At 56.7% G+C, this 15,782-nt stretch carries 15 protein-coding genes; 3 read left to right on the top strand and 12 right to left on the bottom strand.

Annotation, left to right across the window (positions count from 1 at the left end; genetic code table 11):
• Positions 1-2: 2 nt before the first annotated feature.
• Positions 3-869 carry an NAD-dependent protein deacetylase gene (locus ACQE2I_RS02875; protein ID WP_427030010.1) on the bottom strand — a complete coding sequence of 289 codons (867 nt, stop codon included), beginning with the start codon at positions 867-869 and terminating at the stop codon, positions 3-5.
• 106 nt (positions 870-975) lie between these two features.
• On the opposite strand from ACQE2I_RS02875, the gene ACQE2I_RS02870 reads away from it, so the two are divergent.
• Positions 976-2,148 (top strand): UbiH/UbiF/VisC/COQ6 family ubiquinone biosynthesis hydroxylase, encoded by a 1,173-nt coding sequence (locus tag ACQE2I_RS02870; protein WP_427030009.1) that lies wholly within the window; start codon positions 976-978, stop codon positions 2,146-2,148.
• An 81-nt stretch (positions 2,149-2,229) separates the two neighbouring features.
• Entirely contained in the window at positions 2,230-3,423 is a 1,194-nt protein-coding gene (locus ACQE2I_RS02865) for an E22 family MetX-like putative esterase (protein ID WP_427030008.1), read from the top strand.
• A gap of 146 nt (positions 3,424-3,569) precedes the next feature.
• Here ACQE2I_RS02865 and ACQE2I_RS02860 read toward each other — a convergent pair whose 3' ends face one another.
• From ACQE2I_RS02860 to ACQE2I_RS02850, 3 genes are all read right to left on the bottom strand, one after another.
• The gene (locus ACQE2I_RS02860) at positions 3,570-3,869 is read right to left on the bottom strand and encodes a CcdB family protein (protein ID WP_427030007.1); all 300 of its coding nucleotides are present in this window, start codon (positions 3,867-3,869) and stop codon (positions 3,570-3,572) included.
• Positions 3,869-4,114 (bottom strand): type II toxin-antitoxin system CcdA family antitoxin, encoded by a 246-nt coding sequence (locus tag ACQE2I_RS02855; protein ID WP_427030006.1) that lies wholly within the window; start codon positions 4,112-4,114, stop codon positions 3,869-3,871. The genes ACQE2I_RS02860 and ACQE2I_RS02855 overlap by 1 nt, the downstream gene beginning before the upstream one ends.
• A 168-nt stretch (positions 4,115-4,282) precedes the next feature.
• Positions 4,283-4,936, bottom strand: a complete 654-nt coding sequence (locus tag ACQE2I_RS02850; protein WP_427030005.1) for a DsbA family oxidoreductase — start codon at positions 4,934-4,936, stop codon at positions 4,283-4,285.
• A gap of 318 nt (positions 4,937-5,254) precedes the next feature.
• Here ACQE2I_RS02850 and ACQE2I_RS02845 point away from each other — a divergent pair, with 318 nt between their 5' ends.
• A complete protein-coding gene (locus ACQE2I_RS02845) occupies positions 5,255-5,677 on the top strand; it encodes a hypothetical protein (RefSeq protein ID WP_427030004.1) in 423 nt (140 codons plus the stop codon).
• 41 nt (positions 5,678-5,718) lie between these two features.
• Here ACQE2I_RS02845 and ACQE2I_RS02840 read toward each other — a convergent pair whose 3' ends face one another.
• The 8 genes from ACQE2I_RS02840 to ACQE2I_RS02805 form a co-directional block, all read right to left on the bottom strand.
• Positions 5,719-6,681, bottom strand: a complete 963-nt coding sequence (locus ACQE2I_RS02840; RefSeq protein ID WP_427030003.1) for a ribonuclease Z — start codon at positions 6,679-6,681, stop codon at positions 5,719-5,721.
• Between the two features lie 234 nt (positions 6,682-6,915).
• Positions 6,916-7,563: a hypothetical protein gene (locus ACQE2I_RS02835; protein WP_427030002.1), complete on the bottom strand. Its 648-nt coding sequence runs from the start codon at positions 7,561-7,563 to the stop codon at positions 6,916-6,918.
• Complete coding sequence (locus tag ACQE2I_RS02830) at positions 7,481-8,008, bottom strand: protein-tyrosine phosphatase family protein (RefSeq protein ID WP_427030000.1); 528 nt, start codon at positions 8,006-8,008, stop codon at positions 7,481-7,483. The genes ACQE2I_RS02835 and ACQE2I_RS02830 overlap by 83 nt, the downstream gene beginning before the upstream one ends.
• Positions 8,009-8,047: 39 nt before the next feature.
• Positions 8,048-9,124 carry a DUF4062 domain-containing protein gene (locus ACQE2I_RS02825; protein ID WP_427029999.1) on the bottom strand — a complete coding sequence of 359 codons (1,077 nt, stop codon included), beginning with the start codon at positions 9,122-9,124 and terminating at the stop codon, positions 8,048-8,050.
• Between the two features lie 120 nt (positions 9,125-9,244).
• A complete protein-coding gene (locus tag ACQE2I_RS02820; RefSeq protein WP_427029998.1) occupies positions 9,245-10,120 on the bottom strand; it encodes a DUF7281 domain-containing protein in 876 nt (291 codons plus the stop codon).
• Positions 10,117-11,361 carry a hypothetical protein gene (locus ACQE2I_RS02815; RefSeq protein ID WP_427029997.1) on the bottom strand — a complete coding sequence of 415 codons (1,245 nt, stop codon included), beginning with the start codon at positions 11,359-11,361 and terminating at the stop codon, positions 10,117-10,119. Before ACQE2I_RS02815 ends, ACQE2I_RS02820 begins: the two co-directional genes overlap by 4 nt.
• On the bottom strand, positions 11,358-11,993 hold the full coding sequence (locus tag ACQE2I_RS02810; RefSeq protein ID WP_427029996.1) for a condensin complex protein MksE: 636 nt from the start codon (positions 11,991-11,993) through the stop codon (positions 11,358-11,360). Before ACQE2I_RS02810 ends, ACQE2I_RS02815 begins: the two co-directional genes overlap by 4 nt.
• Positions 11,990-15,655, bottom strand: a complete 3,666-nt coding sequence (locus tag ACQE2I_RS02805) for an ATP-binding protein (RefSeq protein ID WP_427029995.1) — start codon at positions 15,653-15,655, stop codon at positions 11,990-11,992. The genes ACQE2I_RS02810 and ACQE2I_RS02805 overlap by 4 nt, the downstream gene beginning before the upstream one ends.
• Positions 15,656-15,782 lie beyond the last annotated feature (127 nt).

The raw sequence follows: 15,782 nt of genomic DNA, 5'->3' as shown, positions 1-15,782 counted from the left end.
CTTTAGTCAAGTAAACGCCGCTGCAAACAGCTCACAGCCTGCTCGAGTACCGGCGTCAACGGCGCCCGCCACTGGTGGGTCAATAGCGCATCTGCCCGGGTGACGCCGAGGGAGAGCGATGCCAGCGGCATGCCGTGCTCATGGGCGGCTCGGCAGAGACGGTAGCCGGAAAACACCATTAATGAGGTGCCCACTGCTAGTACTGCGTCCGACTCGGCCAGCGCTACTTGTGCAGCTAACCTTCGCTCGGCGGGCACTACATCGCCGTAGAACACCACGTCAGGCTTTAGGATGCCGCTGCAGCGCGGGCAGTCGAAAATACGAAAGGTGCTGAAGTCGGTTTCCAGGTCGGCGTCGCCATCCGGGGCGTGACCGGCCTGTAAACCAGCAAAGGTCGGATTCATACGCGCCATTTCGGCATGCATCGCGTGGCGCATCATTTGATAGTCGCACACCATGCACTTGACCATATCCGCACGGCCATGCAGGTCGATCACCCGGCGTGAGCCGGCGCGCTGATGCAAACGATCAACGTTTTGGGTCACCAACTGCTGGATATAGCCCTGCGACTCCAGCGCGGCTAACGCACGGTGCGCGCCGCTGGCCTGGGCTTCGCGCATAGCGCTAAAACCGATCAGCGCCCGCGCCCAGTAGCGCTGGCGAACGTGATGAGAACTCATGAAGTCGCCATGCTGCACCGGCGGTGGCCGCTTCCACTGGCCATCCGCGTCGCGATAGTCCGGAATACCGCTATCGGTGCTGACGCCCGCACCGGTAATCACCCACAGTTTGGGGTGCTGCTGAATAAAGGCTGCTAGCTCCTCGCCCGCTTGGGCAACGCTTTCTGCAATTTCCACGGCCTGCGTCAATCGTTCACCTCTAGGCAATGTGGCTCAAACTCAACGATACTGTATAGCAACAGCGGGCCATGCAACGCGCCCTTCAACGGTTATTGTGCACCCAGGAGATACTTTTATGCAGCACGATCATGACATTATTATTGTCGGTGGCGGCATGGTGGGCGCCGCCCTGGCGGCTCGCGTGGGTCATGCGGGTTTCTCCGTTGGGCTGGTGGAGCAAGGCGACGCCCCTGCCGAACCTAGCGGTGACTATGACCTGCGTATTTCATCGCTGAATGCGCGCTCGTTAGCCTTTGTTAAAGCCAGTGGCACGACTCTGCCAGAAGAACGCAGCTGCCCTTTTCGGCATATCGATGTTTCCAACCAGGACGGCACCGGCCATTCACTGTTTTCCGCTCAAGAGAGCGGCATGGATGACTTCGGTATCTTTATCGAAAACCGCACGTTGCAGTATGCGCTATGGCAACGCTTGGAACAGCTGCCCAGCGTCACCTGCTACACCCAGTGCGCGCCGTTAAGTACGATCACCTCAAGCAGTGGCCGCCTGCTGGAGCTGGATAATGGCACAACCCTAAGCGCCGGTTTGATCGTCGGCGCCGATGGCGCGCAATCGACCCTGCGCGAGCTAGCGGAGATCAGCGTTAGCAGCCACGACTACCACCAGCGGGCGATGATCATTAACGTGGAAACCGAGCTGCCCCAGCAGGATGTCAGCTGGCAGGTTTTCACCCCCACCGGCCCAATCGCCATGCTGCCGCTACCCGGCCATCGCGCTTCCTTGGTGTGGTACGACACCGATAACACCACCCAAGCCCGCGAACAGCTTGACGATGAAGCGCTAAAAGCAGCCATTGAAATGGCCTTCCCTAAACGCCTGGGTAACCTCATCCGCATCGTCGCCCGGGCCAGCTTCCCCATCAAGCGCCAGCATGCCCACCGCTATATCGGCAAGCGCTTAGCACTGATTGGCGATGCTGCCCACGTGGTGCACCCGCTGGCAGGCCAGGGGTTAAATATCGGCTTGCACGATGCCGACACCCTGGCCGAGATTATCATTCAAGGTCGCGACCCGGGTGACTATGTCAACCTACTCCGCTTTGAGTGCCAGCGCCGCGCAGCTAACCAAGCGATGATCGCCGCCACCGACACTTTTCATCACCTGTTTACCGGTGCCAAGCCGCTGCGCCAGCTAGGCGATTTAAGCCTGCAGATTGCTGAGCGTTTCCCCTTCGCCAAACGCATGATGATGCAGCAAGCCAACGGGCTGAATCCGTTCAAAATGCGCTAGGGTCTACTACGCTGAGAGGGTGGCCACTGCCTGTGGCCCATAACAACCACAACTATCCCTCTCTTTAGGTAAGGCAACCCAATGGCATTCACACGACAAACGCTGTTCACGGCAACGCTATGTTCCGGCCTCGGTCTTCTTCTTGCTTCTCCTCTCTGGGCCTGGGATGGCGTCGTCGATAAACAGACTTTCGAAATGGACAGCTTCACTACCCAGGGCGGTAAGACTATCCCCAACGTCACGGTGGGTTGGGAAGCCTACGGCGAGCTCAACAATGCCCGCGATAACGTCATTCTAATCACCCACTTCTTCTCAGGCACCAGCCATGCGGCAGGCCGCTATGATCCTGATGGGGAGCCAACCGGCTACTGGGATGCGATCATTGGCCCCGGCAAGCCACTGGATACCGATGAGTACTACATTATCTCCTCGGATACACTGGTCAATCTCGGTGCCAATGACCCCAAGGTCACCACTACCGGGCCCGCATCCATTAATCCTGACACCGACGAACCCTGGGGGATGGACTTTCCTGTGGTGACTATTCGCGACTTTGTCGAGGTGCAGCGCGAGCTGTTAGAGAGCCAAGGCATTGAATCGCTGCATGCGGTGATGGGTGCCTCAATGGGCGCGCTACAGGCCATCGAGTGGGCCAGCGCCTACCCTGACCGAGTTGAACGCTTAATCTCAGTGATTGGCGGCGGCGTAGCCGACCCCTGGCTGCTGGCAACGCTAAGCGCCTGGGCAGCACCGATTCGGCTAGATGCCAACTGGAACGAGGGAAACTACTACGACGGCGAGCCGCCTACCGAAGGGCTAAAAGAAGCGCTGAAACTAGTGACACTCAACGCCAACCACTGGCAGTGGGCTAACGAAACCTTTAACCGCGATTGGGCCGATGAAGAGCGTGACCCAGCCCAGGATATCAACGCCCGCTACGCGATCGAACAAACGCTGGATGATATCGCCGCCGCCCGTGCGGCCACCTCCGATGCCAACCACCTGCTCTACCTGGTGCGCGCCAACCAAACCTTTATGGCAGGCCATGGCGACTCGCTAGAGGGAGGACTTGCCGCCATCGAAGCACCAACCCTGATGCTGTATAGCGAAAGCGATCTCGTCTTCGCGCCCCAAGGCGTGCGCCGTACCGCCGAGTTGATTGAAGCAGACGGCACCGACGTGACGATTGAAACCCTGGAAGGCAATAGAGGCCACTTGGATGGCGTTGTTTCCATCGACCAAACGAGTGATACGTTGCGAGAGTTTTTACAGTAAGGGGGAGGGAGCGCTGGCTTTTAGACTAAAGCCAGCGTTTATCACACCAGCGCCGCTTTTTTTGCCAACATTTTGATGCATTCATTGCAGAGCAGCTCAAGTGCGGCCGATACGACGCAATCGGTGAAATCCCTACAAGCTCAACCTTAAAATCCCAAAAACAGCATATCCAGCGCCGCAGAAATCTCGCCTTGCTGCCCAGCAAGGCTACCCGCAATAAAACGCAATTCGCTTTTAGGTACAGCAGCCATGTACTGAGTCGCCATGACGACCTCTTGGCCCATAATGTTGAACACTGGGTTTAGCCTCTGAGCAGGAGACGGTACCGAGGATTTGGGAAGCAATGGCACGGCCACTCGAGTGTTCAAGCCACTGAGAAGATCTGTCTGAACATCCAGCAGATAGCCATCCCCACCCTTATTTTCAAAGATATCGAAACGGGCCATTAGAACTGACGGTGCCGTGCAAGAGGCAATCCATTCGCTTCAACGTATGAATTCGAGCTTGCAAGGGCTGTGGCATTATCCTCCAACCACTGCTTCTGCTTATGCAGCTTGACCGCCTCCGCAATCCCTGCCTCTGCTGATCGTGAAACATTGATTCCCAGCGCTTTGGCCTCTTTTAGAAGGGCATTATCTAGCGATAGGTTCGTCGGCTTGCGTATGGATTTGGTCGCTTGGGCGGCTTGCATGATTCACTCCTAGCACATAACAATGCCCTTACTATATGCGCATACTTATAGCACATCAATTTGCTATTCTAGTGGCTAATGGAAAAGCAAGACTGCCTGGTAGTCGCAACAGGTGAAGGCTATTGCCGCGACTGACCTGCTCGGTGATCACTAAAGAGCGGCGGGACGTTAGCCGTTAGCGTTTTCCACGGCCACCTGACGAAGCGCATCGACAAGCACGTCAGCAGGCTGGGCACCCGAGATCAGGTAGCGTCCATCAAGAATGAAGCCCGGCACCGCGCTCACCCCTGCTTCCATAAATCGCTGCTCTGCCGCTCGAACTTCGTCTGCGTACTGATCGGAGCGGGCGATGGCCTCGGCGGTATCACCGTCCAGCCCAACCTCAATGGCCTTCTCTCGTAGAACCGCTGGGTCGGCGGGGTTTTTCGCCTCACCGAAGTAGGCCTCGAAGAGTGCCAACTGTAGGGCTGTCTCTTGGTTTTGCGTCCCGGCCCACGCCAGCACGCGGTGGGCAGCGAAGGTATTGTTCGCCCGACGCTCCAGGGCACCGCGGAAATTCAGCCCAAGCTCTTCGGCGGCGGCCATAATCTCGCGTTGGGACTGCTCCATGCTGGCCGCGTCCTTGCCGTACTTGCGGCACAAGTGCTCCAGGATCGGCTCGCCCTCAGGCGGCATATCGCGGTTGAGCTCGAAGGGCTGCCAGAAGAGCTCAACGCCGATCTCGCCATCCAGGGTTTCTAGCGCTTGTTCCAAGCGCCGGTAGCCTATCGCGCACCACGGACAGGCTACATCGGACACTAGGTCAATTCTTACCTTCTGCATTTTTTACACCCCTTCGACATATCCCAAAATTCGATCAAACTAAGAAAGCATGGTACGTGTATATAGTGAGTAACGGCAGCATTGATAAGAAGACAGCCATGGAAAAACCCGCGGTGTTTAAAAGTAACCGCCTGCCTAAATCCCTTACACTGCCTGAGAACGTTACACGCGTTGATGTTATTGCCTTGGGTCGGGGGCGCTCGTGCAAGAGGCCTATTTTGGTAACCAATAATCTAGGTGAGCTTAGTAACGTACCAGGGCTTCAAATAGAAGATTGGAGTTAAGACGACCATTCATCCCCAACGGGTATCAATACCGATGATCAAAACAGCGTTAGCGTTAAGCACCCTATTACTTATCAGCGGGTGCGCCCAAAACAGCAATACCGCCGCATCAGGCGCGCCGGGCTCAGGTACATTAACCGAGCAAAGTGAGCCCCACCATCAGGAGACCGATCAATGGGTCGGCCGATGGATTGGCGTTGAAGGGTTATTCCTGGAAATCAGCAAGGACGAGCCTGCAGGCCCGGGTCATTATCTCCTTCACATACGCTACGGACTGGATAACGACCAAATCGGCACCTTCGAAGGGCAGGCCACCGCCGAGGGCATTAGCTTCAACCGCGGGGACGGCCCACAGTTGCTTCGCGCGGGCGACGGCGAAGCCACCGGCATGAAGTGGCTATTGGAAAAGGAAAACTGCCTGGTAGTTAAAACAGGTGAAGGCTATTGCCGCGACTGATCTGCGCGGCAAGCACTCCAGGAGCGGCGGGATGAAAGCAGTTATTTGCCCGCCAGTTCAGAAAAGTGGCCTGCTTTATCCAGGGTGTATTCGCCAAAATCCCGCGCCAGGTAAAGCGAACCCGAGTAGATGCGCTGGGCCTCTTGGCGGATCTCCTCAATGGAAGGCGACGCATGGGGGTTGAGCTGGTAACGGGGGCTGAAGTGCGTCAGCACCAGATTGGGCAGCTGTACCGATTCGGCAAACGCGGCGACAAGTTTGGCGTAGCTATGCCCTACATCACCGGCCTTCTGGGCCATCTCTTCGGTGTAGGTGGCTTCATGCACCAGCACCTGTGCCCCCGCGCACGCCTCAAACAACAAGTCAGGCTGGTCATTGTCCCCAGCGATCACGACTTTTCTCGGCTTATGCTTGAAGATCAGGTAATCATGGCTTTTTAACCGCTCACCCTCGAACTCAACATCAAACCCTTGCTTCAACTGCCCCCACAACGGCCCTCTCGGAATGCCCTTTTGCGCTAGCTTATCCACGTCCAAGGCGGCGTCGACCTTTGTCTCCGTAAACCCATAAGCATAGGACGGCGCCCGGTGTGAAAGCCTGAAGGTGGACACCGCGATGCTCTCAAACTCAACGCTTGGCAGCTCGTCCGAGTCAATAAACTCCAGGGCGAAGGGCAAATATAGCTGTGTGGCCTCACAGGTAGCCTCCAACCATGCCTTGATGCCTGCGGGCGCCACAATGGTAAGCGGCGCTTTCCGGCCACCCATTCCCGCACTCGCCAGTATGCCCGGCAGTCCATAGCAGTGGTCGCCGTGTACGTGGGTAATAAAGATGGCTTTCAAAGAATGGAACGACAGCTTCGTGTGCAAAACCTGATGCTGGGTGCCCTCACCACAATCAATCAGATACCAGCCCTTCCCCTTGCTCTCTCGTAAAGCGATGCCGGAGACGTTTCTGGTTTTGGTGGGCACACCGGCGGATGTCCCTAGGAACAATAAATTCATATCCTATTTGTACTCTCGCTTTGGGAATAAGGCGATGGATTGCCAGTCAGCTCAATTTAAACAGTCATGCTTTTACGATGATGAGTAGCCGTACCTCAATGCAGTTCAGCCGTGCCAACATCCGCCAAGTTTGGGCGACGCCGCTTGCAACTAAAGCATTAGTGCATCTACTACTGGCGCGGTTTTGTAGTGTGGGCGAAGCCGAAACAAAAAACCGTCGCCTTATTTACATTGTTAGGTTTTGAATCCAGGTGGAATGTCCCAAAGTTGTACCTCAATATAAAGTTCAAAGTCAGTTTCCCAATATCGCTCATAAGGAACCACCTGGTCATTGTCAGGAACTCCAAACCGCTCAACGAGTTCGCTCACCTCGCTAAGCAGAAACACTTGGTTGTAATAAGGCTTGTCTTCTCGGGATAGCGCAATAAAGCTATCCGGATAGGTCAAGGATGTTGTTTCAGGGTCAAGCTCCGATAGAGATATTTTTAGCTCACTTTGGTCAGCGTTTAAATCACGAAACCAAGGAGATTCTCCAAGCACAAGATAATAGGGATGACGACGGCGCGGCTTACCTCCTCGCGCAACGAAAAGTTCACGCAGCCGTGCTTCAACCTTGCTGCGAACTTCAATGTAGTTCCTGCCGTAGCGCCGTCGATAGCCGGGATCATGCTGATGACGCGTCAGAAGATCTAAGAAGACTGGATCTTCTGAGCCCGCGGGAAGTTCGGAGAGACTCCGAAATGGGCCAATCTCAGGTAAATAGTAGTGGGTAGCAAATTCTGGGAGTCTCATCTCTGCATCACGATTGAAGCGTTGGTTGGGATGAAATAATGACGGTTTTCTCAAAGGCACTTTCCGACTGACAAAGTCTGAGAAAATCATTCGCAAACTGCTCCCACCCAACCGCAGTAAGTGCAATCGGCCGCACGCGGCGAACATGCGCAATGGCCTCTTGCGAAGCTAGGCCGTAATAACGAACAAGTATATAGGCCAATAAAAGACCCGTACGATCTTTACCGTGAGTGCAGTGTACAAGCACGGGGTTTCCACTCTGAATCTGCTCCCATACCCAGCGGCTTGCCTCCTCCAGAGCAGGCCAAGCAACTTCAAACGCATCAGGCTGCGGCGGCTCCTGAACGAGAATTGGAATTCTTTTGTGAGCGATGCCAAGCATTTCCAACTCAGGAGCATCAACCCCATATCCGCAGTTCAGAGTGAGGACTGCACGAATACCACCGTCATACAACTCCTGGGGATCCCAAGTCGCAATATTAGGCCCTGGTCGTCCAGCAAGAGCACCTTCAACGAGCCAGAATAATTGCTTCATATTCAGTTTCCCCAACGGTGACTGGCTAGCATTGCCAATTCAAGTATCTAGGGATTCCTCCCACTCTGCTCCCATAACCCAGGAAAGCGCGGAAAGCCGCCCACTAAGCAGCCCCCAATCAAAGTCATCCCACCCAAGGTTTTCCCGACCATATTTGTCTTCAATCCTGAGTGCAGCCTCCCTAGCACGCTTAAAGATGGGCATAAGCTTATCAGTCAATTTATCTTCGCCTGATTCGATTCGATATAGCCAATTCTGATGACGGTTCCACCAAACTTTTTCCCAGCACTCCTCCTGCATTGCAAGTATCACTTTGTCATTGCGACGTAAAATCATTGGAAACTCGTCACCGGGGCACTCGTCATCAGGTACCCATTCCACTTTATCTCCATCATCTGTATAACCAATCCGATATCCATTTGGGCCGAACTCTCCATGTGGGACAGGATCAGCCATTTCAGCGCTTGATCGTGGTCTAGGGCCAATTATCTCATCACGATACTGTTTGTAATCTTCAGGTGTAATATTGTGTTGGCGATGTAGCTGAATGAGCTCGGTCAGCTTGAAAGCCTGACTTAGCTCACCTTGTTCCTCACCTCCCTTTACACATGTCAATTGGTGAACCAGCGCAACAAGATGGCGGAGAAGAATTTGACGCAAGTCTTCGAGTGACTTGAAGTTACCTGTAAGTGCCTGTTCAAAAGTTGATTGTCTGAACTCATTCAGCTTCTGATGCTGATCCAAGTCAATCTTACCAGGGTCAATCGAGCGCCCTGAAAAGTACAACAACGTGGGTTTGCCAGCGCTAACAAATTGATCAATTTCTTCTACAGTTCCTGACTCTGCAACGCCTGTACTGGTACCAAACCTTGTCCAGAACATGCCAATCAAAATATCGCTATTTTGAACCATCTGCACATTAATAGCTTCTTGAGGCCTTATCCCTGCTTGGGGCATTGCATGCGTTTCCCACATCACTGGCAGCAAAACTACTGACTCAGCGACAGAGTGCTGGGCATTCCATTCGTTTATTACCTCAACAGCAGCTCTTCTCTCTTCAACTAAATCTGAAGGGGAGGCAATTAAGACGCGATAAGTTTCAGACTGAAATGACATAGTTAAAATCACCAATAACAAGAATCAGAGATCAAAAGATAAAGCAGAGCCTGCAATAAGCTAACAATTGTGCATTGTGTATAACCCTACAGATATTTGCACTTTTTGTTGCTTACCCACTCACGCTAATGCCACCCACACTAAATCCTCATTGAACCACTGTTGTTTTAGCCCGCGCTGCTGATAAAGAAGTAATGCTAAATACGGTTGCAGTGGATGGGTCTCAGGTAGCGTAGCGCGGTGGCCCAGTAGTCGCGGACGATACTTTAACTGCTTAGCAGGGTCGTGGAATGATGTAGCATGCTCTCTGATCCATGATAGCGTGGGTAAGAGCAAATGAGTGGCTTTACTTGATAACGCCAAGCAAACGCCACTGACATCGAAATCTCCCACATATATATGCGGCTTTTCCGTCAGACACCAAGCGTTACGGAGCAATTTGAAGCCGCCCCCATAATAATTATCACCACGGTAAACAATTAGCGGGTGCCGACAATCCATCAATGTTTTGTCACTGGGATAAAAGGAATAAAAGCTATCCAGGTTCTCTACTTGGATCAACACATCGCAAATCTCAATTCGAATTTCACGCCAGTCGACATCATGCATTGAACGAGGATTAACCGACAACCAAGCGGGCACACTGGCTGGGAGGTTTACCAATACCCGCTGAGCGCGCGAGCCTTCACCTATATTTTTATCTTCGTTATAACCCTGCTCAGCCTGCTGCAAGCTGCTTGCTCCGCTTAAGTAGTCGTCCACCGACCTTTGCCCTAACTCTTTTAAAGTGCGGTTAATATTTGTCAGCTGCTGTTGGTCAAAAACGTGCTTATCACCGCGCCGCACAGTTCCCAAAGCCACTTCGTGCATGTCAGACCAGTCAAACACCGCTGTTAAAGCTTGACTCGGCTTTCGGGTGACACAAGGCTTTTTAAGCAACTCATTAGAGACAATCTGTAATAGTCGATAGGCTGACGGAGAAAGTGAATAACTCATACGGCCAGCTGCAGTTCTACATCGTGGATCAGGCGCAGGTGGTTGAATTGGCTGGCCTGGCTCTCCTGCTGTTTGAGCCGAAACGCTTCCTGATCGCTGCGCGGCAGGCCCTGGTATTCGGAAATCACCTGGAAGAGCCAGATTTCATCCGGCCACTCCAGCGGGCTCTCGCGCAGGTACTCAAGGGCGCTGACCGGCGCCGCCTGGGGCTGGTCGATCACGCTCAAATAGAAGTGTTCCACATCCTGCTTGAGCGCCTGCTGGCGGGCGGCGGCAAGGCTGCTTTCCTGGGCTTGGGCCGGGGCTGCGGCTTCAACCGTATGGGTGGTGTGGCGCGGTTGGGGTAGCTGGTGTAGCAGCTCGGCGAGCAACCGGCTATCCAGGTTGCGATCCAGCGCCGGGGCGGCAGCGGCGCTTAGCGGGGCGGCTTGATTGACCAGCCCTGGCACCTCGCTGCGCCGGGCGTAGTTGCCGGGCACAAAGCCGGGGTGTTCGCGCATAAAGGCGGCCATGCCACTGATCAGGCGGCTGCGCGCCTGCTGCTTGCGAAAGCGCGCCATCAGTTCAATTAAGCGCCGCTGCACTTCGCGCAGGCTGGTGTAGTGGTGGCTTAGCTGCTGCTGTAGCTGGCTGATCAACAATTTGCGCAGGCTGCCGTCGCTGCCCACTAGCTCGATCAGCTCGTCGAAGTCGATCAGCGCCAGGCCATCCAGCAGCCTCGCGATCTGCTTCTGGGCGCGGTCGTTTTCGCGGATTTTGTCGTTGAGCTGGCTGACGAAACCAAAATCGCTATTTAGCCGCTGCCATAAGCTGTCGATGGCATCGGCAAAGCGTCCGTTCAGATCGTCGACTTCCTGACGCAGGCGCATCAACTGCTGCTCCAGCCGCCAATGCTCGCCGCGGCTGCGCGCTTCCCGGTAGCTGTGTACCAGCGCGCGAATCAGCTCCAGGGTTTCCGCTACATCGGCGTTCACATGGCGGCGGGTCTCGTCGGCGAGCATCTCGGCGATCAGTTCGCGCACCTTGGGCGCCAGCTTCACGCCGCTCTGCTCATCCGGCCGCCACAGAATACGCGCGGCCAACAGCTTTCGCAGCGCGCTATCGCTAAGTGATTCCAACGGCACTTCATCGCGGGTGTAGGCCTGCATCAGCACATCAGCGTGCTTGCCGAGCAGCGCCAGCCGTTCACTGCCGGTTTTGAGCAGGCGGCTTTCCAGCGCGTGTTCGCTGTTTGAATTCACAACAGGGCCTCCTGGGAACCGGAGCCCTCCTCGCTACCGGATTCAATGGGCAGGTTCTCTTCATCGCGAATAAAGCGCACCAGATCCACCAGGTAGTCGATCTTGCCGGTGACCACGAATACCTGCCGCTCGGCGTGGGGCTGGAGCAGGTAGCCGTGCTCCTTCAAACGCTTGAAGACCTGCTTTACCTGGGCGTCGAGCTGGTCACTTTGCGAGCCAAAAAAGCTGTCGGTGGCCAGGCGCTCCAAGCGTTCGCGCAGGCTTTGGTTGTCTTCGCACTTGGCGCTGAATTCGGCGGGTTTGAGCACATCGCCAGGGGCGGCCAGGGTATCGCGACCCAGGGCCTCTTGAACCAGCTGCAGCCACTCCAGCAGCGGCAGCAGGCTATTGAGCGTATCGCCGAGCCGGCGTGACAACTGATCACGGGCGTTGTCATTGAGCTGACGCCAGGCCAGAAAATAGACGCTGCCGTCTTCATTGCTGGCCAGCCGCCGGTTCAGCGGCCGCAGGTAGGTATCGATCCCCTCGCGGGTCTCTTCATTGGTGAGATGACGATAGCCGCTCTCATCGCTGATCGGGCAGACAAACTCCCCGGCCAGCAGGCGCTCTAGCAGTGGGCCATGTTCGATCATACCGTCACCTCCTGCTGGCGTTCCTGGAGCCGTTCGGCCAAGCGGCTTAACCTTGGCTCGATGCGTTTTAACACTCGCTTGTTGGGGTTGGCCTCATCGCGATCGATCAGGTAGCGGTTGGCGAACAGCAGCAGCACATCGGACTCGGGGTTGGGAAACGCGCCGACGATATGAATGCGGTTGCTATCGCAGGCGTCGAACAGTTTTTCCACGTTGTGGTACGCCAGGGTGCCGATCTCATCGATGGGCCAGTGGATGGCGATTTCCGCATCGCCGCGCAGCAGGCGGGTAAAGGCGAGTAGGAACTTGCACAGAATCAAATACGCCATGCCGTGGCTGGACGATTCCAATAGTTGGCGGTCGTTCTTAATCACTAGATCGGTGCCGCCTTCGTTCAGGTGCAACTCCAAGCGCAGCAGGCTTTCGAAGCTGTACTGCTGGTCGCTGCGCAGCAAATCGACCACGTCCGCCAGGGCGTTGAGGTAGTCGTCGCTGGGTAGCGTCTGGCCGGATTCCCGCCACTCTTTATAGCGCTGGGCGAACAGTTTCAGCGGCTCCCAGAAGCCCAGTTCATCAATGGTGGACTGGATGCGCACTTCGGCCTTGGTGATGCCCTCCAGGCGCAGGTCGTCGGCGACCTCTTCAGAGAGCCGGCGGCTTTGGGCGCTGATACGCCGGTTCAAATCGCGGAACACGGTGAAGAACTTATCCAGGTCGTCGCTCAGGTTTCGGCCTTCCTGAATTAACTGCTGCTGTTGATCTTCCAGCAGCTTGAGCATGTCGCGCAGTAGCGGCAGCTGTAGGCGTGGGTTGTCGCTCTGCAGCTTGCTGCGCTCGCTCTCCAGCGCTTCGGCGAAACCGCTGCTGGCGTCCTTGATCAATTGGCTTTCGACTTCCAGGCAGCCCCGGCGCAATTGCTCGATTTGCTGGTGGCGGTTGCCCAACGCCTGGCGGGCGCGCTCGATGCGCTCGTCCACATCGCCCAGCGGCGCGCCGGGCGCTTGGCCGTCGGGCTCGATGGCCAAGCTTTCCAGCTGGGTGAGTAGCGGCTTCAGGGCTTCCAGGCAGGCGTATTGGCTTTCCCGCTGGGTTTTCAGTGTGCTGACCGTGCTTTGGTGGGTTTTGCGCGCGGCCTGAAAATCGTTTTTCAGGTGCTCTTTATCGCGTTGAAGCTGTTGGTCCGCCTGCGCCAGCTCCGCCTCTTGGGCGACCAGCTGCGGCTTGTGCTGGCCCCATTCCACGCGCATAAAGCGGGTGTACTCGGTGAGTTCTTCCTGGCGGGCGGCGGTAGCGCGGATGCGTTCATCCTGGCTTGCCAGCCGCGCCTTGGTATCTTTGAGCTTGGCCGGGTCAACGCCCTGCTCGGCCAGCTCCTGGCTAAAGGCCTCTTCCAGTTCCGCGCGCTGGCGCTGGTGTTCGGCATTGGCGTCGCTCAACTGCTGCTTATACTGGCGCAGTTGGGCATCCAGGCTATCCACTTGGCTCTGGCCGTCGGCCTTTAGCTCTAACAGCTGGCTTTGGTGGGTTTCCCCCAGGGCGGTAAGCGCCTGCTGCTTCTCTTCACGCAGCTCGTTTTGTGCCTGCTCCTGGCTGGCTAACGCGGCTTGATGAGTAGCGCGACGCTCTTGCTGACGCTTGGTGTGGCGCTCCTGCTGCTGGCGACGCGCCTCTATCGCAAACTCCACTTCCTGCTCGGCGCGCTTATGGGCCATGCGGCCCTGATCCTGGGCTTCGTCGGCCTGCTGCACGCGCTCGTTATGCTGCTTGAGCGCTTTCTCGGCGGCCTGACACTCTGACTGCACCCGCTGCTTGGCGCTATCCGCCTCTTCGATGACGGCCAGCAGCGTGGCTTCGTCCTGGGCGTAATCGGGTAAGGCAATGGCCGAGAGATCCAGCGCCAGCCCAAACAGGTCGTCGCTACCACCTTCAGCTAATTGAGGCGCCAAATCGCGGCGCTCCAGCAACTCGGGGGCAATTACCTTGCCTAACTGCTGCTCCCAGCCGGGGCGGTGGTAGCGCAGGTAGTGGCGTAGGCTGCCCTGTTCGGGGTCGCGCTGCTGATAGAGCGCATAGCTGCGCTGCTCGGCACGCTCCAGCTGCTGGCGAAGCTGCACCAGCTGCTGCTCGGCCTCATCCCGGGCGCGGCGGCCGTTTTCAAACTCGCGGCGCAGGCCGTCCAGCGTGGCCGCCGAGGCGTTGCGCTCTTGCTGGGCCTGATCCAGGCGGGCCTGGGCAAGCTCTGCTTCGGAAGCCTCTTCGGCGGTTTGGGTCGAGAGCGAGAGCTGCGCTTTCAGCTCTGCTAGCTGCTCGACGCCGAGTTCCAGCTGCGCCTGATACTCGCCTTCCAGGCGTTGGCGTTCCCGCTGGTAGCGCTCATTGAGCTGCTGCTCGGCTTCCCACTGCTGTTCACGACGCAAGGCTTTCTCTTCCACCAGAGCGTCGATCAGCTCCTGAGCTTCGCCGGTCTGGCGGGCCAGCGCCTCAGACAATTCACGCAGGCGACCATCAAGGCGTGCCTGGCTCTCTTTAACCGCGTCCTGCATCACGTTCAGGTGGGCACGCAGCTGGTCGCGCTGCTCCCGCCACTGGGGCAGCGCATTGATATCGCGCTCCAGGGCAGGCATGTCCGCCTCAGAATAGCGCTCGTACTGGCTTTGCAAATCGTTCAAGCGGCGCTGGGTCTGCTGTAAGTCGCTGACCACTTCGCTGTGGCGGTCGTTCAGCTTATCCCGCGCCTCACTATAGTCGCTCTCCCGCTGCTGGAACTCGCGCTGGTGGCGGGCAAGCTCGGCATCCACATCGGCCATGCGGCGCTCTGCTTTCTGGCGGTCGTCTTCCAACTGGGGTTTTAGTTGCCACAGCGTGGCATCCAGGTCGGCGAGTTCACGGTCGATACCGGCGAGCCGGGCCAGCGAGGCCTGCAGCGGTTCCAGGCGCATGGATTGGCGCATCTGGGCAATCCACTCCCGCGCCTTGGTGTTGCGAATCCGCGTCACCGGCAGCTCAACGCCATCCTCTTCGAAAATCGCCGCCAGCATGGTTTTGAGGGTATCCATCTTGCCCTCTTTGGCATGCACCGCCGAGACCAGCTTTTCGATATGGCGGATGCGCCGCTCGGGTTTGACCAGGCTGAACTGCGCCGCGATCTGGCGCAGCTTGAGGCCGTCGCGGCTGTTGCCGTGTAGCTGGGTAAAGTCGTTCTGAATCACCGAGCGGAATTCAGATGTCGCGCCCAGCTTGGGCGACACCGGCGTACCGCTGCGCCGCAGGCCACTGGCCCACTGGGTATAGTCCAGCGCCGCCACGCCCGCATCGCTCTCCACCAGATAGTCTTCCGGCTGGTAGGGCGCGCCGACAAAGCGGTACTCCACCCCGCCCTCGGCTTTGCGGGTCAGCACCGCTTGGCAGATGTTGCCCGCTTCGCGGCGGTATTCGTAAACCAGGTAGCTGTTGCGATTAGGCAGGTAAAACGCATCAAACTTCATGCGCGTTTTGGGCACTACTTTATTGGGTAGCTCGCCGTAAAACACCGGCACCAGCCGTTGAAGCGTGGTCTTCCCGGAGGCGTTGGTGCCGCAAATATTGGTGTGACCGTCCACACTGAGTTCGACCACGCCTTCCAGGTGGCCGTGAATCATCACGATGCGTAGCAGGTGGGCCATGCCGTGTCCTTTCGATGACTATTTCAATGGCTATCCGGATCGTTTTGCTGATCGCTGAAAGAGGCTATATTGCCAGACACAGACCAAAGCGGCATCTTCTGGCGTCGCTGGATGACCTGAACATTTC

It is taken from the genome of Halomonas sp. H2 (assembly GCF_050215315.1).
GTDB lineage: Bacteria > Pseudomonadota > Gammaproteobacteria > Pseudomonadales > Halomonadaceae > Vreelandella.
This window is presented reverse-complemented; position numbering and strand designations above follow the sequence as displayed.

Excerpts from the sequence above, each read along its gene's own strand:
- ACQE2I_RS02870 (WP_427030009.1), top strand. The coding sequence starts at position 976 with ATGCAGCACGATCATGACATTATTATTGTCGGTGGCGGCATGGTGGGC.
- ACQE2I_RS02865 (WP_427030008.1), top strand. The coding sequence starts at position 2,230 with ATGGCATTCACACGACAAACGCTGTTCACGGCAACGCTATGTTCCGGC.
- ACQE2I_RS02860 (WP_427030007.1), bottom strand. The coding sequence starts at position 3,869 with ATGGCCCGTTTCGATATCTTTGAAAATAAGGGTGGGGATGGCTATCTG.
- ACQE2I_RS02855 (WP_427030006.1), bottom strand. The coding sequence starts at position 4,114 with ATGCAAGCCGCCCAAGCGACCAAATCCATACGCAAGCCGACGAACCTA.
- ACQE2I_RS02850 (WP_427030005.1), bottom strand. The coding sequence starts at position 4,936 with ATGCAGAAGGTAAGAATTGACCTAGTGTCCGATGTAGCCTGTCCGTGG.
- ACQE2I_RS02845 (WP_427030004.1), top strand. The coding sequence starts at position 5,255 with ATGATCAAAACAGCGTTAGCGTTAAGCACCCTATTACTTATCAGCGGG.
- ACQE2I_RS02840 (WP_427030003.1), bottom strand. The coding sequence starts at position 6,681 with ATGAATTTATTGTTCCTAGGGACATCCGCCGGTGTGCCCACCAAAACC.
- ACQE2I_RS02835 (WP_427030002.1), bottom strand. The coding sequence starts at position 7,563 with ATGATTTTCTCAGACTTTGTCAGTCGGAAAGTGCCTTTGAGAAAACCG.
- ACQE2I_RS02830 (WP_427030000.1), bottom strand. The coding sequence starts at position 8,008 with ATGAAGCAATTATTCTGGCTCGTTGAAGGTGCTCTTGCTGGACGACCA.
- ACQE2I_RS02825 (WP_427029999.1), bottom strand. The coding sequence starts at position 9,124 with ATGTCATTTCAGTCTGAAACTTATCGCGTCTTAATTGCCTCCCCTTCA.
- ACQE2I_RS02820 (WP_427029998.1), bottom strand. The coding sequence starts at position 10,120 with ATGAGTTATTCACTTTCTCCGTCAGCCTATCGACTATTACAGATTGTC.
- ACQE2I_RS02810 (WP_427029996.1), bottom strand. The coding sequence starts at position 11,993 with ATGATCGAACATGGCCCACTGCTAGAGCGCCTGCTGGCCGGGGAGTTT.
- ACQE2I_RS02805 (WP_427029995.1), bottom strand. The coding sequence starts at position 15,655 with ATGGCCCACCTGCTACGCATCGTGATGATTCACGGCCACCTGGAAGGC.